The sequence below is a fragment of the Amycolatopsis samaneae genome, assembly GCF_039541975.1.
GTDB lineage: Bacteria > Actinomycetota > Actinomycetes > Mycobacteriales > Pseudonocardiaceae > Amycolatopsis > Amycolatopsis samaneae.
On the sequence record NZ_BAABHG010000011.1, the window covers coordinates 169,481 to 191,976 of the forward strand.

Annotated in this window: 3 protein-coding genes; all 3 read right to left on the reverse strand. The window is 70.3% G+C overall.

What is annotated here, in order from left to right; translation table 11 throughout:
* The 3 genes from ABD987_RS28220 to ABD987_RS28230 are packed head-to-tail and all read right to left on the reverse strand — an operon-like array spanning position 1 to position 22,495.
* A complete protein-coding gene (locus tag ABD987_RS28220) occupies positions 1-1,737 on the reverse strand; it encodes a glycosyl hydrolase family 95 catalytic domain-containing protein (RefSeq protein ID WP_345400300.1) in 1,737 nt (578 codons plus the stop codon).
* Positions 1,737-2,957 (reverse strand): MFS transporter, encoded by a 1,221-nt coding sequence (locus ABD987_RS28225; RefSeq protein ID WP_345400303.1) that lies wholly within the window; start codon positions 2,955-2,957, stop codon positions 1,737-1,739. Before ABD987_RS28225 ends, ABD987_RS28220 begins: the two co-directional genes overlap by 1 nt.
* Positions 2,954-22,495 carry a non-ribosomal peptide synthase/polyketide synthase gene (locus tag ABD987_RS28230; RefSeq protein WP_345400306.1) on the reverse strand — a complete coding sequence of 6,514 codons (19,542 nt, stop codon included), beginning with the start codon at positions 22,493-22,495 and terminating at the stop codon, positions 2,954-2,956. Before ABD987_RS28230 ends, ABD987_RS28225 begins: the two co-directional genes overlap by 4 nt.
* Position 22,496: the final 1 nt, after the last annotated feature.

The following is a 22,496-nucleotide window of genomic DNA, read 5'->3' on the forward strand; positions in this document are numbered from 1 at the left end:
TCAGCTGAGGCGATCGGTAGACGTAGGTCTACCGACGAACGGGTCCGGCAGGCCCCACCGGCGCGCGCCGGGTTCGCCGGGCACGTCCGCCAGTGGCGGGCCGGCTCCCCCGCCCGGCACGACCGCGCCGCCCGTTGTCTCCACAGTGGACCGATCGTCGGTGATCCGGACCCACTCCGTGCGGCCGTCCCGCCGGAGCGCGTCCATCGTCCCCGCACCGGGTACCGGCACCCCGGCGACGGCCACGTCCCGCCAGGAGGCCGGGATCGCGGGGAACGCCGCCGGCCCGTCCTCGCCGGCGCGCACCACCATCTCCAGAAGCGCCTCCCCGGCGGCCGCGGGCACGGTGTGGTCCGACACGGATCCCCTGCGGTACAAGGCGTTCGGGGTGAGTTCGGTGTCCAGGAGGGCGGTTCCGCCCAGGAAGTGCCGCAGGTGCTCCAGCGCCTCGTCCGGACAACCGAGCGACGCGGCCATCGTCGCGGCGGTGACGTGGGAGTGTCCGTGCCACCCCGAGCGCATGCTCGTCCAGTGGTCGAAGGACCGCCGGGCCAGGCCTACCTTCTCCCGGAACGGGTACAGCCAGAGCAGGTGCGAAGCGTGCCGGTGCGACTCGGCCAGCCGGACCCCGGCGCCGATCATGACGCCACTGGCGTCGGTGTGGTAGGGAACCAGCCGGGTGGCGAGGTCCGCCCACCGGGGCGGCGCGGGCCGGTCGAGCTCGCCCAGCCTGGCGATCGCCCACCGCAGTATCGACAGGTCGTAGGTGCAGTCGACGACGTCGGCGTACTCGGGGGAATGGGTGAGCGGGAGGTGCAGCCTGCCGTCGGCGCCCTCGACGAGGTACTCCGCGTAGAAGTCGACGGTGTCCCGCAACGCCGGACGGACGGTGTCCCGGAGCATTTCCTTGTCGTGACGGCAGTTCCGCCAGCGGCCCGGAAGATCACCGGCGAGGACCGGATGCGTCCGCGGCCCGGACTTCGAGCCGGTACCGGGCAGCGTGAACCCGGAGGGCGACGGCACGCTCGGGGGCGTCACCGCGGCGTGGTAGCGCTGAACCCGGTGAAACCGTTGCATCGTCTTGTCCGGAATGGACAGTACGGCGCCGGAGTGGAACCGGTGCCACCAGGCGCGGTGTGTGACGACGAGCGAGTCGGGGGTGCCGGCCAGCGCGCCGGTCACGGCCGAGGGCCGGGTGGCGGCGACCAGCAGCCGCCGGGTGCCGATCCGGTGTTCCCGCCAGGCGACCCCCGCCGTGGGCGCCCAGGCCGCCGCCTCCTCACCGGCGCCGGGGGAAAGCGAGACGAGGAGCGCGCCGAGGTCACGGTGCACCAGCGCGGACAGGCCGACGCTGCCCCTGGTCGTGGTGACCGTGCCGGTCAGTTCGGCGTCCCACAGGTCCAGTTCCCAGTCCACGGCGGTGGGAGTACCGGCGAGTACCAGTTCCAGGCTCGGCCCCGCCGACTCCCACGCCGCCGTGTCGCCGAAGCGGAAGGCCAGCGCGTCCTCCCTGGCCGCCCGCTGGACCCGCACCGTGCTCACCCCGTTGCCGAGGCACGCGGCGGTGGTCCAGTCCATCGGCGGGCGGCGCCACACCAGGCGGGCGTCCCTGGTGACGGTTTCGGCGAAACCGGCGACCGCCTGCCGGTCCGTCTCCGTCCACAGAGGACGGACGCCACCCGCCGCGGCCGCGCCCGCCACGCCGTGCAGGAAGGTCCTCCTGGTGACGCCGGCCATCATCGGTCCTTCCCGGCGAGGCCGCGGATCGTGGGACTCGCCGTGGTCGCCACCGCGACGACCAGCAGCGCCGCCACGCACACCAGCACCACGTTCCGGCCGCCGGTGACGGCCGTGAGCACGCCGCCCAGCATCGGGCCCAGCGCCCCCGCCATGCCGGTGCCGAGCCGCACCGCGCCCCTGGTCCGCCCGCGGAACTCGTCCGGGGCCGTCATCATCTGGTAGGTGATGATCGTGGTGTTCGCGGTCGGCGCGAACACCATCACCATGGCCAGTACCAGGCCGAACTGCAGCGCGGTCGAGCAGAACGCCAGCAACGGGGTCAGCAGCGCGGCGATCCAGGACACCCCGATGACGATCACCGGCGCCGGCAGCGCGGCGTGGAGCCGGGGGGCGATCGCGGCGCCGATCAGGCCGCCCACCGACAGCGTGGTCATCATCAGCCCGAGTTCGCCGGGCGGCGTGTCCTTCTCCCCCGACATGGCCAGGATCGGGACGAGCATGGCGCTGAAGACCGTGTTGGACAGGACCACCCAGACCAGGGTCGCCGCGATGGCGCGCTGCCGCGCGACCCAGACCAGCCCGGCCCACATCTCCTGGCCGAGGTTGGTGTCCCGCTCGACCCGCCGATGGGGCAACCGCACGAACAGCAGCCCCACGAAGGACAGCGCGGAGGTCACGGCGTCGACCAGGAACGGCAGCACGCGGTGGATCCCGAACAGGGCCCCGCCGACCGCGGGGCCGATGAGCCCGGCGAGATAGGTGCGCGCGGTGTTCCTGGCCACCGTCGTGGACAGCTGGCTCCTGGGCACGATGCTGGGCAGCGCCGCCTCCTCGGCGGGACCGAACAGCGCGCTGGCCGCCCCCGCCAAAATGGTCGTCGCCAGGATGTGCGGGAACGTCGCCGCGCCGAACAGCAACGCGACCACCAGACTGGTGTACCCGACGACCAGCGTGCCCCGGCAGCACAGCATGATCTTCTTGCGGGAGTAGCGGTCGGCGAGGGCGCCCGCCGGCAGCCCGGCCACGAACCGGGCCGCCGCCCTGGCGGACACCACGACGCCGATCTCCACCACCGATCCCGAGCCGAAGATGACCAGCAACGGGAACGCCAGCTGGGACATGGCCGCGCCGAGCTCGGACACCACCTGGCTGACCCAGAGCACGTTGTAGTCGCGGTTGCGCCACAACGGGGTGATCTCACCGGCCGCCGTTTTCACGGGGTTCCATCCTCGACGATCTGCCGGAGCGCCTCGACGAACCGGTCGGCCAGCCGGGCGATCGTGTCCCGCCGATGCAGGTTGCCGGAGTACACCCAGTCGACACGCAACCTCCCCTCGTACACCCGGCCCAGCACGCCGATCGGCTGTGGCCGGATGCCGGACGGGGCGCGGTCGCCGCCCGGGGCGGGCAGGCTCGCCCGGTACAGCGGGCTGTCCTCGGTGATCGTGGCGTCGAGCTGACCCAGGTAGTTGAACGAAACCTGGGGTGTCACCCGGTCCGCTGTGCCGCGCAAGTAGCGCAGGGCCCCGTAGCCCAGTCCCCGGTCGGGGATCGCCCGCAGCTGTCGCCGGACCGCCCTGACCACGGTGCGCCAGTCGTCCGGGGGCACGTCGAGGACGATCGGGTACCGGGTGGTGAACCAGCCCACGGTGCGGGAAACGTCGACGTCGTCGAAGAGTTCCTCACGACCATGGCCTTCGAGCTCCACGGCCACCCGGTCCCGGCCGGTCCAGTCGGCCAGCACCCGGCCCAACGCGGTCAGCAACACGTCGTTGATCTGCGTCCGGTACATCGCCGGAACCTGGTGCACCAGTGCGTGGGTCTCGGATTCGGTCAGTCCCGCCGACACCACCTCGGCGGATTCGACGGTGTTCGCGCCGCGGCGGTGGTCGATCGGGATGTCCGTCGGCGCGGTGGCGGCGACGTTCGCCCAGTGGCCGAGTTGCCGGTCCAGTTCTCCGGCGGCGACGTGTGTTTCGAGGCGGCGTGCCCAGTCCCGGAACGACGTCGTCTTCGAACCCAGGTCGATCTCCCGGCCCTCGGCCACCTGACGGTAGGCCGTCTCCAGGTCGCCGAGCAGAATCCGCCACGAAACACCGTCCACCACCAGGTGATGCACGACGACGAACAGCCGTTCCCCGTTGACCAGCACCGCTCGCAGCAACGGACCCGCGGTCAGATCCAGCCCACGTTGTGCCACGGTGACGGCGTCCTGCTCGTCCTCCGCTGAGGGCACTTCGACGGCCGCGAACACCTCGTCCGACTCCGTCGCCAGGTTCTGTTGCCGCCACACACCGTCGGCGCGGGCGAACCGCATCCGTAGCGCGTCGTGCTGTGCCACCACCGCGGCCACCGCCGACCGCAACGCGCCCTCGTCCACACCGTCGACCAGATCCACGTAAACCGACTGGTTGAAATGCGCCCTGTCCTCGGTCACCGTCTCGAAGAACCACCGCTGGATCGGCGTCAACGGGACGTCGCCGGTGACCGGTGCCCGATCCGGCTGCCGGCTCTGTTCGACCACGATGTCCGGGACCAGCGCGGCGATGGTCTGCCGGAGGAACAACTGCTGCGAGGTGAACCGCAACCCGACTCGGCGAGCACGGGCGATCACCTGAATACTCAGAATCGAGTCGCCACCCAACTCGAAGAAGTTGTCCTCGACCCCGACCCGTTCGACACCGAGCACTTCGGCCCACAGGTCGGCCAGGGTCTGTTCAGTGTCGTTGCGTGGCGCGACATAGCCGGCCTTGGCGACGGCTTCCGGCTCCGGCAACGCGTCCCGATCCACCTTGCCGTGCGTCGTCAACGGCAACCGATCCAGCGCCACGAAAGCCGCGGGAACCATATACGCCGGTAGCACATTCACCAACGACGAGCGCAGATCCTCAGTATCCACAGTGGACACGACGTACGCGACGAGCCGATCGTCACGGACGACCACCACCGCGCTGGACACCCCGGGACGCGCGGTCAGGGCCGCCTCGACCTCACCGAGTTCGATGCGGTAACCCCGCACCTTGACCTGATCGTCGGCGCGGCCCGCGAACACCAGCTCCCCAGCGCTGTTCCACCGCGCCAGATCACCCGAGCGGTACATCCGCTCCCCGGTCACGAACGGGTCCGCAACAAACCGCTCCGCCGTCAGGCTCGCTCGGTTCAGATAACCACGCGCCAGACCGCCACCGGAGATATACAACTCACCGACCACCCCGACCGGAACCGGCCGCAACAACGCGTCCAACACATACAGCCGCGCATTCCCCTGCGGACGACCAAAAGGCACCGGACCCGCCGCAACCTCCTGACCCGGCTCGATACGGAACTCCGCACAGTTCACCGTCGCCTCGGTCGGACCATAAACATTCAACACCGCCACCGACGGATGCGCCGCACGCCACTCGGTCAGCGCCTCCCCGACCAGCGCCTCGCCACCCAACAGAAGTTCGGCGGTGGGTGAGAACTCCGGCGGCAACGCCGTCAACATCGGCAGGTGACTCGGCGTCCCCTTCAGCAGCGAACATCCGGCGTCCACCGACTCCGACTCGTCCAACGCCGCCAACACCACACAACCACCCACGGTCAACGGCGTGAACAACCCCGTCACCGTCAAATCGAACGAGAACGACGAATGCACCAACACCCGGCCAGCGGCACCCGAATAGGCGCTACCGGTCCACGTCAGGTAGTCGACCACCGAACGATGCTCGACCACCACACCCTTCGGCACACCCGACGACCCCGACGTATAAATCACATACGCCGCGTCCCCTGGCACCACCGCCGTGCCGGGGGCATGGTCCGGGCAGTCCTCGATGCGAGACCGCTCCGAGTCCACGGACACCACCGGGACGTCGAACCGCTTGGCCAGCCTCTGCTGGGTCAGCACCAACGCGGGCCGCGCATCACCCACCATGAACGCGAGCCGGTCGGCCGGATACTCCGGATCCAGCGGCACATACGCGCCACCAGCCTTGAGCACACCCAACATCCCGACCACAGCATCCAGAGACCGCTCAAAGCACAGTCCCACCAAGACATCCCGGCCGACACCACGGCCGATCAGGAAGTGCGCCAGCCGATTCGCCCGCGCGTCCAGCTCCGCGTACGTCAGGCTTTCGTTGCCACACAACACCGCCACCGCGCCCGGCGACCGCACCGCCTGTTCCTCGACCAGCCCGTGGACCCCGACGTCACCGCGAACCGGGAGCCTCGGCCCCGCGCGGCCGACGGTGAGCTCGCGGGTCTCGGTCTCCGACAGCACGGGAAGGTCGCCGACCGGGGTCTCCGGGGCGGCGACGATCCGGGCGAGCAGGACCCGCAGGTGCCCGGCGAGCCGCTCGATCGTCGCGGCGTCGAAGAGATCGGAGTTGTAGGTGACCGCGCCGAGGAGCGTGTCGCCGCTCTCCTGGTAGTTGATCAACAGCTCGTGCATGGCCGCGTGGCGGGGCTGCCGGAGATCCTCCAGCCGAAGTCCCGCGAGGTCCAGGTCCCGCATGGGTGCGTTCTGCATGATGACGCGCGCCTGCACCAGGGGGTCACGGCCCGGATCACGCACCGGGACCAGCTCGTCCACCAGCCACTCGAACGGCACCTCGTCATGCGCGAACGCGTCCAGCACCGTTCCCCGGACCTGGCCGAGGAACTCCGAGAAGGGCAGGATCGGGTCCACATCGGACCGCAACACCAGCGTGTTGACGAAGAACCCGACCAGGCCTTCCAGTTCCGGCCTGCCGCGACCGGAGCTGGCCGTGCCGATCGCCACGTCGCGCTGACCCGACCACCGGCTCAACACCACCTGGGTCGCCGCCACCAGCATCATGAACAACGTGGCGTCCTGGCCGCGTGCCACCCTTCTGAGCCCGGCGAGCAGGTCGCCGGGCAGGACGAAGACGTGCTGGGCGCCGGTAGTGGTCTTCACCGCCGGGCGCGGCCGGTCGATCGGGAGCTCCAGCGGCGCGATCCCGGCGAGCCGCTCCCGCCAGTACTCCAGCAACCGCCGCCCCATCGCACCGGACAACCGCTCCCGCTGCCACACCGCGAAATCCGGATACTGCACCGGCAGCGGATCCAGGGTGGCCTCTTCGCCGCGGATCCCGGCCGAGTAGAGCGTGCTCAACTCGCCGGTGAGCACGCCCATCGACCAGCCGTCGGTGACGATGTGGTGCATGGCGAGCACGAACACGTGCTCGACGTCGGAGAGCCGGACCAGCTTCGCCCGCACCAGCGGACCGTTCCGGAGATCGAACGGCAGGGCGACCTCCGCGGCCAGTTCGCGGTCCAGTTCCCGGGCACGCTCCCCCACCGGACGCGCGGACAGGTCGACCTCCACGATCGGCACCCGCACCCGCGGGTGCACGAGCTGCACGCCGCGCCCGTCCACCGCGTCGAAGGTGGTCCGCAGGGCTTCGTGCCGGGCGACCAGCCGGTCCAGGGCGGCCGACAGCACCGCCGGCTCCAGCTCGCCGTGCATGCGCACCGCGCCGATGTTGTTGTACTCCACGCCGTCGGGCTGGAACTCGTTGAGGAACCACAGCCGCTGCTGGCCGAACGAGAGCGGCAACGGCTCGGTCCGGTCGACCACCGGGATGTCCTCGGCCCCGGCACCGGCCGAGCGGGCGACCAGCTCGGCCAGTCCGGCGACGGTCGACACCTCGAACAGCGCCCGCGGTGACAGCACGGTCCCGAACGCGGCCTTGACCCGGGACATCACCAGGATGCCCAGGATCGAGTCGCCGCCCAGCTCGAAGAAGTTGTCCTCGACCCCGACCCGCTCCACCTCGAGCACCTCGGCCCACACCTCGGACAGCGTCAGCTCGACATCGTTCCGTGGAGCCACATAGCCGGCCTTGGCGACGACTTCCGGCTCCGGCAACGCCTCCCGATCCACCTTGCCGTGCGTGGTCAACGGCAACCGGTCAAGGACGACGAAGGCCGACGGGACCATGTAGGCGGGCAACACGTTCGCCACCGACGCCCGCACATCCTCGGTATCCACAGTGGACACGACGTACGCGACGAGCCGGTCATCACGGACGACCACCACCGCGCTGGACACCCCGGGATGCGCCGTCAGAGCCGCCTCGACCTCACCGAGTTCGATGCGGTAACCCCGCACCTTCACCTGATCGTCGGCGCGGCCCGCGAACACCAGCTCACCGTCGGCGTTCCAGCGTGCCAGGTCGCCCGAGCGGTACATGCGCTCGCCCGCCACGAACGGATCGGCCACGAACCGTTCCGCGGTCAGGCTCGCTCGGTTCAGGTAGCCCCGGGCCAGGCCCTCACCGGCGAGGTACAACTCACCGGCCACCCCGACCGGAACCGGCCGCAGCGAGGCGTCCAAGACGTACAGTCGCGCGTTTCCCTGCGGACGACCAAACGGAACCGGACCGGACGGGATCTCCTGACCTGGCTCGATGCGGAACTCCGCGCAGTTCACCGTCGCCTCGGTCGGACCGTAGACGTTGAGCACTGTCACCGAAGGATGCGCCGCACGCCACTCGGTCAAGGCCTCGCCCACCAGCGCCTCGCCACCTAGCAACAACTGTTCGGTCGGTGAAAACCTCTCAGGCAGCGCCGTCAACATCGGCAGGTGACTCGGCGTGCCCTTCAGCAGCGAACATCCGGCCTCCACCGACTCCGACTCGTCCAACGCCGCCAACACCACACAACCACCCACAGTCAACGGCGTGAACAACCCCGTCACCGTCAAATCGAACGAGAACGACGAATGCACAAGAACCCGATCAGCGGCACCCGAATAGGCGCTACCGGTCCACGTCAGGTAGTCGACCACCGAACGATGCTCGACCACCACACCCTTCGGCACACCCGAGGACCCCGACGTATAAATCACGTACGCGGCGTCGGCTCGGTCGACGGTGATGTCCGGTGCGGTGTCCGGATACCCGGCGACCTGATCCCAGTCCGTGTCCAGGGACACCACCGGAACCTCGAACCGCCCAGCCAGCCTCTGCTGGGTCAGCACCATCGCCGGGCGCGCATCGCCGACCATGAACGCGAGCCGGTCAGCCGGGTACTCAGGGTCCAGTGGCACATAAGCACCACCGGCCTTCAACACACCCAACATCCCCACCACAGCGTCCAGAGACCGCTCAAAGCACAACCCCACCAACACACCCCGGCCGACACCACGGCCGATCAGGAAACGTGCCAGCCGATTCGCCCGCGCGTCCAGCTCCGCGTACGACAGACTTTCGTTGCCACACACCACCGCCACCGCACCCGGCGACCGCACCACCTGCTCCTCCACCAGACGATGAACCGACAGGCCCGCCCGCACCTCCATCGCGGGCCCGGCGTTCCCGACGGTCAGCTCGCGAGCCTCGTCCGCCGACACCACCGTCAGGTCGGCCGGCCGGCTGCTCGGCGAGGCCACCATCTGCTCCAGTACCCGCCGCAGGTGACCGCCGAGCCGGTCGATGGTGGCCGGGTCGAACAGGTCGCGGTCGTAGTACAGCCGCAGCCGCAGCCGCTGGTCGGCGTGGGCGTTCAGGGTCAGCGGGAAGTTGTTGTTGCCCCCGGCGACGACGTCGACCACCTCGATGCCGCGCTCGGTGACCGAGCCCTCGTCGACCGGGAAGTTCTCGAAGACGACGATGCTGTCGAACAGGCTGCCCCCTGGCACCCCGGCCCAGGACTGCACCTGGGCCAGCGACGAGTACTCGAACCTCCGGGACTCCACCAGCCGGTCCTGCAACGCCCTCAGCCACGACACCAGGTCGCGATCGTCGTCGACGGCCACCCGTACCGGCAGGGTGTTGATGAACAGGCCCACCATCGACTCGATCCCGGGCACCTCGGCGGGACGACCGGCCACCGTCGCGCCGAAGCAGACCGCGCGGTCACCGGAGTACTGAGAGAGCAGCACCGCCCAGGCGCCTTCGATCACCGCGTTCACCGTCAGCCGGTGCTCCCGGGCCCACTCGTACAGCCGTTGTGAGTCCACTTCGGACAGAAGGATGGACAGCATCGAGGCGGATCTGGCCTGGTGCGCCTCGAACGGGACCCGGTCGAACGGCAGCCTGGTCGGCGAGGCGAACCCCGCCAGTTCCCGCCGCCAGTACGCCTCGGCGAGCGCCGGGTCCTGCTCCCGCAGCCACGCCACATAGTCGCGGAACGGGGGCCTGGTGTGCGCCGGGTGCCGGTCCTCGCCACGCAACGCGAAGTAGTGGACGAAGACCTCGGCCAGTACCTGCGCCGTGCTCCACCCGTCCAGCAGGATGTGGTGGCAGGTCCAGACGAACCGGATCCGGGTGTCGGTCAACCGGGCGACGGCCAGCCGGGCCAGCGGCGCGGCGGCGAAGTCGAGCCGCGCGGCCCGGTCCCGTTCGAGGTACGAGGCCAGCTCCCGGCCCTGCCCGGCGTCGTCGAGATGCCGCCAATCGAGCTGGGTGATCGGCAGCCGCACCTCGCGACGCACCACCTGCACCGGCTCCGGCACCCCGTCCCACACCACCGACGACCGGAGCACCGGTACCCGGTCGACCACGCACTGCCACGCCCGGCCGAACACCTCCGGATCCGGGATGCCGTCGAGTGCGACGCTGGCCTGGTTGAAGTAGGCACCGGCCTCGGATTCGGCGAGGGAGTGGAACAGCATCCCGCTCTGCGTCGGCGTCAGCGGATAGACATCCTCCACCTCCCGGCCAGCGCCGACCAGACCGTCGACCTGATCCTGTGTCAACGACACCAACGGGAAGTCCGAGGGCGTGCAGCCACCGGCGTTCTCCTCGGCACAGTGCGCGACGAGCCCGCCGAGCGCGGCCGCGAACTCCCGTGCCACCGCCGTGATGGTCGCCTCGTCGTGGATGTTCGACGAGTACGACCACACGAACTCCAGCCGGCCGTCCTCGACCGTGCCCACCACGTCGAGCAGCCGCGGCCGCAGTTGGCCCTCGGCCCGGTTTCCCCCCGCAGCGGGGCGGAAGCCGCGATACAGGCCGTCACCCGGGTTCGCCGCGAACTGGCCGAGGTAGTTGAAGCTGATCTGCGGGTACGGGGTCTTCGCCAACGCGTCCGCGGTGCGGAGGTAGCGCAACGCGCCATAGCCGAAACCACGCTGGGGAACCGAGCGCAGCTGCTCCTTCACCGACTTGACCGTCGTGCCCCAGTCGGTCGCGGGGACGTCGAGGACGATCGGGTACCGGGTGGTGAACCAGCCCACGGTGCGGGAGACGTCGACGTCGTCGAAGAGTTCCTCACGACCATGGCCTTCGAGCTCCACGGCCACCCGGTCCCGACCGGTCCAGTCGGCCAGCACCCGGCCCAACGCGGTCAGCAACACGTCGTTGATCTGCGTCCGGTACACCGCCGGAACCTGGTGCAGCAACGCGTCCGTCTCGGCCTCACCCAACGAGACCGACACCGACCGCGCCGAACCCACCGTGTTCGCCCCGGCGTGATCGACCGGCAGCTCGGCGCCCCGGACCTCGGACCACCAGCCGAGCTGATCGTCGAACCCACCCGCGGCCGCGTGTGTTTCGAGGCGGCGGGCCCAGTCCCGGAACGACGTCGTCTTCGAACCCAGGTCGATCTCCCGGCCCTCGGCCGCCTGACGGTAGGCCGTCTCCAGGTCACCGAGCAGAATCCGCCACGAAACACCGTCCACCACCAGGTGATGCACGACGACGAACAGCCGTTCCCCGTTGACCAGCACCGCTCGTAACAGCGGCCCTGCCCTGAGCTCCAGCCCACGCTGCGCCACGGCGATGGCGTTCTCCTCATCCTCCACAGAGGACACCTCGACGCGCACCAGCACATCCGCCGACTCGACCGCCGCGTTCTCCTGCCGCCACACACCGTCGGCGCGGGCGAACCGCATCCGTAGCGCGTCGTGCTGTGCCACCACCGCGGCCACCGCCGACCGCAACGCACCCTCGTCCACACCGTCAACCAGATCCACGTAAACCGACTGGTTGAAATGCGCCCTGTCCTCGGTCACCGTCTCGAAGAACCACCGCTGAATGGGTGTCAACGGCACCTCCCCGGCGACCACCGAGCGATCGTCGGCGGTGGCGACGACATCGACCGCCACGTCCGGGGCGAGTGCCGCGATGGTCTGCCGGAGGAACAACTGCTGCGAAGTGAACCGCAACCCCACCCGACGAGCACGGGCGATCACCTGAATACTCAGAATCGAATCGCCACCCAACTCGAAGAAGTTGTCCTCGACCCCGACCCGTTCGACACCGAGCACCTCGGCCCACAGGTCAGCCAACGTCTGTTCGATGTCGTTACGTGGCGCGACATAGCCGGTCTTGGCGGTGGTCTCCGGTTCCGGAAGGGCGGTCCGGTCCAGCTTGCCGTGTGTCGTCAACGGCAGCCGGTCCAGGACGACGAAGACCGACGGGACCATGTAGGCGGGCAGCACGTTCGCCACCGACGCCCGTACATCCTCGACGTCTACAGTGGACACCACGTACGCGACGAGCCGGTCGTCCCGCACGATCACCGCGGCACCGGACACGCCGGGACGCGCGACCAGCGCGGCCTCGACCTCGCCCAGCTCGATCCGGTAACCCCGCACCTTGACCTGGTCATCGGCCCGGCCCGCGAACACCAGTTCACCGTCGGCGTTCCAGCGCGCCAGGTCACCCGAGCGGTACATCCGCTCGCCCGCCACGAACGGGTCCGCCACAAACCGCTCCGCCGTCAGGCCCGCTCGGTTCAGATAACCGCGCGCCAAGCCCGCACCGGAGATGTACAACTCACCGGCCACCCCGACCGGAACCGGCCGCAACAACGCGTCCAACACATAAAGCCGCGCATTCCCCTGCGGACGACCAAAAGGCACCGGACCCGGCAAAACCTCCTGACCCGGCTCGATCCGATACTCCGCACAGTTCACCGTCGCCTCGGTCGGACCATAAACATTCAACACCGTCACCGAAGGATGCGCCGCACGCCACTCGTTGAGCGCCTCCCCGACCAGCGCCTCACCACCCAGCAACAACTGCTCGGTCGGCGAGTACCCGGCAGGCAACGCCGTCAACATCGGCAGATGACTCGGCGTGCCCTTCAGCAACGCACACCCCGAACCAGCCGTCACGTCGGACTCGTCCAGCGCACCGAGCACCGCACAGCCACCCACGGTCAACGGCGTGAACAACCCCGTCACCGTCAAATCAAACGAGAACGACGAATGCACCAACACCCGGCCAGCAGCACCCGAATACGAACTACCCGTCCACGACAGGTAATCCACCACCGAACGATGCTCGACCACCACACCCTTCGGCACACCCGACGACCCCGACGTATAAATCACATACGCCGCGTCCCCTGGCACCACCGGCACCTCCGGGGCGGTCTCCGGATACCGGGCGATCTCCTCGCCGTCCGTGTCCAGGGACACCACCGGAACCTCGAACCGCCCGGCCAGCCCCTGCTGGGTCAACACCAACGCCGGGCGCGCATCACGCACCATGAACGCCAGCCGGTCAGCCGGATACGCCGGATCCAGCGGCACATAAGCACCACCGGCCTTCAACACGCCCAGCATCCCGACCACAGCGTCCAAAGAACGCTCAAAACACAAGCCCACCAAGACATCCCGACCGACACCACGGCCGATCAGGAAACGTGCCAACCGATTCGCTCGCGCATCCAACTCCGCATACGACAGACTTTCGTCACCACACACCACAGCCACCGCACCCGGCGACCGCACCACCTGCTCCTCCACCAGACGATGCACCGACAGGCCGTGCGGAACGGCCTGCTCCGGTCCTGTCGAACTCGTGGTGAGAGCCTGACGTTCCGTCCTGGTCATCAGCGGCAGCGCGCCGACAGTCCGGGCGGGATCGTCGGCGATACCGGCGAGCAGGACCCGGAGGTGCCCGGCCATCCGCTCCATGGTGGACTCGTCGAACAGGCCGGTGCGATAGGAGATCACGCCGGTCACCGCGCCGTCGCGCTCCTCGTAGTTGACCAGCAGTTCGTTGATGGCCGTGGCGGGTCGCACGTTCAGTTCGGACAACCGGAGATCACCCAGTCCGAGCCCCTGCATCGGGGTGTTCTGCATGATCACCCGCGCCTGCACCAGCGGATCGCGGCCCGGATCACGCACCGGGACCAGCTCGTCCACCAGCCACTCGAACGGCACCTCGTCATGCGCGAACGCGTCGAGCACCGTCCCCCGGACCTGATCCAGGAACTCCCCGAACGACAACGCTCCGTCCACATCGGACCGCAGCACCAGCGTGTTGACGAAGAACCCGACCAGACCCTCCAGCTCCGACCGCCCACGGCCGGAACTGGCCGTGCCGACCGCCACGTCACGCTGACCCGACCACCGGCCCAGCACCACCTGCGTCGCCGCCACCAGCACCATGAACAGTGTCGCGTCGTGCTCCTGCCCGATGCGCTTCAGCCGCGTCACGACGTCCGCGGGGACCTGGAAGCGCGCCGTGGCACCGTCGGCGGTCGCCACGGTCGAGCGTGGCCGGTCGGTGGGCAGCTCCAGCGGCGCGATCCCGGCGAGCCGCTCCCGCCAGTAGTCCAGCAACCGCCGCCCCACCTCACCGGACAACCGCTCCCGCTGCCACACCGCGAAATCCGGATACTGCACCGGCAGCGGATCCAGGGTCCGCGACTCGTACAGGGCGCCCAGTTCGTCGGCGAGGACGCCCATCGACCACCCGTCGGTGACGATGTGGTGCAGGACCAGCACGAGGATGTGGTCCGTCGCGGACATCCGGATCAGCTTCGCGCGGATCAGCGGACCGGTGCGCAGTTCGAACGGGCGGGCGATCTCGGCGGCGAGGATGTCCTCGCACCTCGACTCCTGGTCCTCCGCCCCGGTGAGATCGGCGCGGGCCAGTGCCAGGTCGAACGGCGGACGCACGATCTGCACCCCGCGGCCGTCCACCGAGTCGAACGTCGTGCGCAGCGATTCGTGCCGGGCGACGAGCGTGGTCAGCGCCGAGGCCAGCCGGTCGACGTCCAGCGTTCCGCGCATCCGGACGCCCGCGACGCTGTTGTACTCCACGCCGCCGGGCCGGAACTCGTCGAGGAACCACAGCCGCTGCTGGCCGAACGACAGCGGCAGCGGGCCCGTCCGGTCGACGGGCACGATCGGATCCGTGGTGTTCTGGTGGGAGCCCGCCACGGTGACGGCGAACGCGCCGACCGTCCGCGCGTCGAACAGGGCGCGCGGCGACAGGCCGACACCGAACTTGGCGCGGACCCGCGACAGGACGCGAATGCTCAGCAGTGAGTCGCCGCCGAGCGCGAAGAAGTCGTCGGCCACGCCGACCCGCCGGACCCCGAGCGCCTCCGCCCAGATGTCGGCGAGCGCGCGTTCCACCTCGGTCCGGGGCGCGACGTATCCGGTGTCCGGCTCCACCTCGGTCGTCGGCAGCGCGCGCCGGTCCGTCTTGCCCGCCGGGGTCAGCGGCATCGTGTCCAGCCGCACGAACGTCGCGGGCACCATGTGCTCGGGCAGGCGTTCGGCGAGGTACGGCCGCACGTCGCCGGCCGGTCCGGTCAGGTAGGCCACCAGCCGTCCGTCGCGGAGCACCACGGCCGCGGCGGTGACGTCCGGATGCTGGGTCAGCACCGCTTCGATCTCGCCGAGTTCGATGCGGAAGCCGCGGATCTTCACCTGGTCGTCGGTGCGGCCCAGGTATTCGACGGACCCGTCGGCGGCCCACCGGGCCAGGTCCCCGGTCCGGTACATCCGCCCGCCGGGCGCGAACGGATTGGCCACGAACCGCTCGGCGGTCAGCCCGGCCCTGCCGTGGTAGCCGCGGGCGAGCTGTACCCCGGCCAGGTAGAGCTCACCCGGCACGCCGACCGGGACCTGACGCAGGTCACCGTCCAGCACGTGTACCTCGGTGTTCCACAGTGGACGTCCGATGGGGACGGTCGAGGTGCCGGCCCGGCAGGCCCAGCTGGTGACGTCGACGGCCGCCTCGGTCGGGCCGTAGAGGTTGTGCAGCGGCGCGCCGAGCACCAGGAGCGCCGCGTCCCGCAGATCGGCGGGCAGGGCCTCGCCGCTGGCCAGCACGCGACGCAGGCTCGGGAGCCCGGCCGCCGTCGGCTCGGCCACGAACGCCCGGAGCATCGAGGGGACGAAGTGGACGGTGCTGACCCGTTCCTCGCGGATGACGCGCGCCAGATAGGCCGGATCGCGGTGGCCCTCCGGCCTGGCGACCACCAGGGTGGCGCCGACGATCAGTGGCCAGAAGAACTCCCACACCGAGATGTCGGAGCTCGACGGCGTCTTCTGCAGGACACGATCCTCGGCGGTCAGCCGGTACTCGGCCTGCATCCACAGCAGCCGGTTCACGACGGCCGCGTGGGAGATCACCACACCCTTGGGACGGCCGGTGGATCCGGAGGTGTAGATGCAGTACGCCGCGTGGGCGGGCAGCGGCGTCGGTGCCGGGGGTACCGGGCCCGCCGGGGTCTCGTCGACGCACACCACGGACCCCCGGTCGGCCAGGCGGTCGCGCAGCCGGGCATCGGTGACGATGATCGGCGCCCCGCTGTCGGCGACCATGAACTCCAGGCGGTCCATGGGATAGTCCGGGTCGAGCGGCAGGTACGCCGCCCCCGCCTTGTGGATACCCAGCAGCGCGACGACGAGGTCGAAACCGCGGTGGAGGAGCACGCCCACCAGGACGTCCGGTCCGGCGCCGCGGCCGGCCAGCACGTGGGCCAGCCGGTCGGCGCGTTCGTCGAGTTCCCGGTAGGTCAGGGCGGCACCGTCGAACACGACCGCGACCGCGTCCGGGGTGCGCCGCACCTGCTCGGCGAACAGGGCGGGCAGGGTGGTGTCCGGGATCTCGTGCCCGGTGTCGTTCCAGTCCGCCAGGTCCCGCCGCTCCGGCTCGGTCAGCATGGTCAGGTCTGCGACACGCTCGGCACCGGCGATGATCTCGCGCAGCAGCCGGTGCAGATGGGCCCCCAGCCGTTCGACCGTCGAGGCGTCGAACACCGCTTCGTCGTACCGCACCAGCAGTTCGAGCCGCCGGCCCGCGTGCGCGTTGACCGAGAGCGGGTAGTTCGTGCTCTCCAGCGCGGCCACCTCCACGGTGCGGATGCCCTGGAGTTCGGCCGTTCCCTCGTCGAAGGGATAGTTCTCGGAGGTGACGAGGCTGTCGAACAGGGACCCGGTGGTCTCGCTCCACGACTGCGCCTGGGCCAGTGACACGTAGTCGAACTGACGCGAGTCGACCGCCCGGTCCCGCACCGCCCGCAGCCACGACACGAGGTCCCGGTCCCCGTCGACCGGCACCCGCACCGGCAGGGTGTTGATGAACATCCCGACCATCGACTCCACACCGGGCACGTCGGCCGGTCGGCCGGCCACGGTCGTGCCGAAGCACACCTCGCGGTCGCCGGAGTATCGCGAGAGCAGCACCGCCCAGGCGCCCTCCACCACCGCGTTCACCGTCAGCCGGTGTTCGCGGGCCCAGTCGAACAGCCGTCGGGAGTCCTCTTCGGACAGTTCGATGACCGTCCTGCCGCCCGAGTAGGTCCCGTGCGCGTCGACCGCCGGGCGGTCGAACGGCAGCCTGGTCGGCGACTCGAACCCCGCCAGTTCCCGCCGCCAGTGCGCCTCGGCGAGCGCCAGGTCCTGCCCGCGCAGCCAGGCCACGTGGTCCCGGAACGGGCGCCGCCTGCTCGGTTCCGGCTGTTCGCCGTCGTGCAGCGCGGCGTAGCAGGTGAACAGGTCGTCGACCACCTGGCCGAGGCTCCACCCGTCCAGCAGGATGTGGTGGAAGACCAGCCCGAGCCGGACACCGGTGTCGCTCGTCCTGGCGATGACCACCCGGAGCAGCGGCGGCGTGGAAAGATCGGCGCCCTGCTTGCGTTCGTGCTCGACCACGAAGTCGAACTGGTGCCGCTGCTCGGTCTCGGTCAGGTGCCGCCAGTCGAGGTGGGTGATCGGCAGGGACACGTCCCGGTGCACCACCTGCACCGGCTCCGGCACCCCGTCCCACACCACCGACGAGCGCAGTACCGGCACCCGGTCGACCACGCACTGCCACGCCCGGCCGAACACCTCCGGATCCGGAATTCCGTCCAGGGCAACACATATCTGGTTGAAATAGACGCCGTTGCCGGATTCGACCAGTGAGTGGAACAGCATCCCGCTCTGCGTCGGCGTCAGCGGATAGACATCCTCCACCTCCCGTCCCGAACCCACCAGCAGGTCGACCTGGTCCTGCGTCAACGACACCAACGGGAAGTCCGACGGCGTGCACCCGCCGGCGTTCCCGTCCGCGCAGAACGCCACCAGCTCACCGAGCGCGGCCACGAACCGCTCGGCCAGCGTCGCGATCGTGGCCTCGTCGTGGACGTTCGCCGAGTACGACCACACGAACTCCAGCCGGCCACCCTCGACCATTCCCACCACGTCGAGCAGGTTCGGCCGGATCAGGTCGGCGTGGTGGTCCCGCCCGATGCCGGGGAGACGGCCGCGGACCAGCCGGGTGTCGCCACCGTCGAAGTCGAGCTGACCGTGGTAGTTGAAGCTGATCCGCGGATACGGGTCCGCCGCCAGCTCGGCCGCTCCGGCGAGATACCGCAGCGCGCCATAGCCGAAACCACGCTGGGGAACCGCCCGCAGCTGCTCCTTCACCGACTTCACTGTCGTGCCCCAGTCGGCGGCGGGCACGTCCAGCGCGAGGGGGAACAGGGAGGTGAACCAGCCCACGGTGCGCGACACGTCGACGTCGTCGAAGAGCTCCTCACGACCGTGCCCTTCGAGGACGACGGCCACCCGCGCGCGGCCGGTCCACTCGGACAACACCCGCCCCAGCGCGGTCAGCAACACGTCGTTGATCTGCGTCCGGAACGCCCCCGGAACCTTGTGCAGCAACGAGTCCGTCTCGGCCACCCCCAACGACACCGACACCGACCGCGCCGAACCCACCGTGTTCGCCCCGACGTGATCCACCGGCAGCGGCTCGCTCCCGTGGTTCGTCCAGTACTCGAGTTCCCCTTCGAGCGCACCGGTCGCGGCGTGCCGTTCGAGCCGCCGGGCCCAGTCCAGGAACGAGGTGGTCTTCTCGCCGAGATCGATCTCGGCGCCCGCCAGCGCCTGGTGGTAGGCGGATTCCAGATCGCTCACCAGGACGCGCCACGAGACGCCGTCCACCACCAGGTGATGCGCGGCGATGAACAGGCGGGCCCGGTCGAACAGCAGCACCCGGACCAGCGGGCCGCCGGTGAGATCCATCCCCGACTGCGCGGCCAGCGCGTGCCGCGCCATTTCCTCCACTGTGGACGCCGCGATCCGGCGGAACACCTCGTGGGTTTCGGCTTCGGGGTTGTGCTGCCGCCAGGTGCCCTCGGCGGGCTCGAACCGCATCCGGAGCGCGTCGTGGTGCGCCAGCAGCGCGGCCACCGCGGCCCGCAGCGCCGCCTCGTCGACGTCCTCGGTCAGTTCGAGGAACACCGACTGGGTGAAGTGCTCCGGGGTTTCGGTGACGGTCTCGAAGAACCAGCGCTGGATCGGGGTCAGCGGTGCCTCTCCGACCACAGTGGACCGATCGGCGAGGCGCGTGGTGTCCGCCACCGAGAGGTCGGTGGCCAGCGCGGCCACCGTCTGCCTGCGGAACAGCTCCTTCGAGGTCAGGCGCAGCCCGTGCCTGCGGGCCGCCGCCACCACCTGGAGGCTCAGGATCGAGTCGCCGCCCAGCTCGAAGAAGTTGTCCTCGACCCCGACCCGCTCGACACCCAGCACCTCGGCCCACACCTCGGCCAGCACCCGCTCGACCTCGTCGCGGGGCGCCACGAACCCCGTCACCGCACGGGCCTCCGGCGCGGGCAACGCCGACCGGTCCAGCTTCCCGTTGGCGGTCCGCGGCAGGGCGTCGACCGGCATGAGGACCGACGGCACCAGATAGCCGGGCAGCTCGCGGTCGAGGAAGGCACGCACCTCGCCGGGGTCCGGCCGGGCGCCGTCCACGCCGACCAGGTAGGCCACCAGCCGCCGATGGGACGCGGCCTCCTCGGTCGCGACCACCGCGGCCGCGGCGAGTCCAGGGTGCCGCAGCAACGCGGCCTCCACCTCGGCCGGTTCGACCCGGAATCCCCGGATCTTCACCTGTTCGTCGGCCCGGCCCAGGAACTCCAGCTCCCCGCCCGGCAGCCACCGGGCGAGGTCCCCGGTGCGGTACAGCCGTTCGGACCGGCCGCCGACCGTAAGCCGGACGAACCGCCGCGCGGTCAGCTCCGGCTGGTTGAGATAGCCCCGCGCCAGGCCGTCCCCGCCGAGGTACACCTCACCGGCCAGCCCGATCGGGACCGGACTGTGCCGGGAGTCGAGCACGTACACCCTGGTGTTGGCGATGGGCCTGCCGATGGGGATCGACGTCGCCGTCCCGGCGGGCGTCCGGATCTCGTGGGTGGTGGCGAACACCATGCTCTCCACCGGGCCGTACCCGTTGACCAGCCGCAGCCACGGGAACCTCCGGCGCGCCCGGTCGACGTGCCCCGCCGACGCCGCTTCACCACCCGTCATCACCTGGCGCACGCCCCGGAACACGGCCGGATGGTTGTCCACCATGAAGTTGAACAGGCCGGCGGACAACCACAGCGTGGTCACGCCGTGCCGCGCCACCAGATCCTCGATCCGGTCCGGATCCGGGGTCTGGCCCGGCTGGAACACGCAGGTGCCGCCGTGCAGCAGCGCCGGCCACAGCTCCAGGAGGAACGCGTCCCAGGAGACCGGCGCGGTGGACAGGAACACCTGGTCCGGCCCGAAGTCGATGAAGTCGGTGCCGAGGAAGGTCCGCAGCACCGCGCGGTGCTCGGAGACCACGCCCTTGGGCAGGCCGGAGGTGCCGGAGGTGTACATCACGCACAGCACGTCCCCGCCGCCGGCGTCGCTGTGCGGGTCCTCCGCCGGGTACGACGCGAGGACGGGCAGGTCCTCGTCCAGCCGCACCGGGGTGAGCGGGTCCGGGAACCGGCTCGCCAGCGCGGCGTCCGTCACCACGACCGAGGTCCCGGTGTCGGTGATCAGGTAGGCCAGCCGGTCGTCCGGATACGCCGGGTCCAGCGGGACGTACCCGGCCCCCGCCTTCAGGATGCCGAGCAGGCCGATCACCAGGCCGGGCCCGCGCTCGACGCACAGCCCCACCAGCGACCCGCGGCCGATCCCCAGCGAAAGCAGGTGGTGCGCGACCTGGTTCGCGCGGGCGTTCAGCTCGCCGTAGGTCACCCTCCGGTCGTCGAAGACGAGAGCGGTCGCGTCGGGAGCACGGCGGACGCGTCGCTGGAACACCTCGTGCACGCTCAGCTCGGCGGGATAGGCCCGCGCGGTGTCGTTCCAGTCGATCGTGACCCGGTCCAGCTCGGCGGGCGCGAGGAGGGGAAGGTCGTCGACCGCGCGGCCCGGGTCGGCGAGAATTCCCCGCAGCAGCACCAGAAGGTGCTCGGCCAGGCGCCGCATGGTGTCCTCGTCGAACAGCTCCGTGCTGTAGTTCAGCGTGCCGGCCAGTCCCGCCGCGCGCTCGCGGAACTCGACGGTGAGGTCGAAGGCGGCGGTCAGGCAGGGCGGGTCGAGCTCCTCCACCCGGACGCCCGGCAGGTCGAGCGGGCGGTCCGGCGCGTTCTGCAGCACGACCATCGCCTGCACCAGCGGGGTACGGCTGAGGTCACGGCCGGGGTCCAGCGCGTCCACCACGCGTTCGAACGGGACCTCGTCGTGCGCGAACGCGTCCAGCACGGTCGCCCGGACCCGCGTCATCAGGTCCGTGAAGGACCCTTCCACCGTCGAGCGCAGCACCACGGTGTTCACGAAGAAGCCGACGAGCCGCTCCAGCTCCGGCCGGGAACGACCCGAGGTCACCGTGCCGACCGCGACGTCGCGCTCACCCGAGTACCGCGCCAGCAACACCTGCACCGCCGCGGTCAGCACCATGAACAACGAGGCGCCGTGGTCCCTGGCCAGCGCGCGCAGCCCGGAGACCAGTTCGCCGGGCACGGCGAAGCCCAGTGCCGAGCCGCGCGACGACCGCACCGTCGGCCGCGGCCGGTCCGTCGGCAGCTCCAGCGGGACCAGCCCGGCCAGCTGCGCGCGCCAGTAGTCCAGCCGCGTGTCCAGCTCGGTCGTCCGCGCGCGTTGCCACGCCGCGTAGTCCCCGTATCCCACCGGCAACGCGGGCAGCTCGGCCGAACCACCGCGCACCGCCGCCGAGTACAGCGCGCCCAGTTCCTCGGCCAGCACGCCCATCGACCACCCGTCGGTGACGATGTGGTGCATGGACAGTGCCAGCACGTGCTCGTCCTCGGCCGAGCTCACCAGCGACGCCCGCAGCAGCGGGCCGGTGCGCAGGTCGAACGGCCGGGCGGCCTCCTCTGTCAGCAGAGAGTCCACATCGGACTCCGGAGCCTCCACAACGGACAGTGCGACGTCCGTGGCGGGCAGGACGATCTGGGACGCCCGGCCGTCCTCGGCGCGGAAGACGGTGCGCAACGACTCGTGCCGGGCCACCAGGCCGGTCAGCGCGGCCCGCACCGCGGCCACGTCCACCGGCCCCCGCAGGCGCAGGACCCGCACGGTGTTGTAGTCGTGGCTGTCCGGTTCGAACTCGTGCAGGAACCACAACCGCTGCTGCGCGAACGACAACGGAAGGGGGCCGTTCCGGTCCACGGCGGGAATCCGTTCGGCGGGCGCCGCGGCGTTCCCCGCGAGCCGGCGCAGCGCGGCCTCGCGCAGGTGTTCCGGCAGGTTCGCGAGCCGCTCGGCGTGCGATGAAGACGTGTCCATA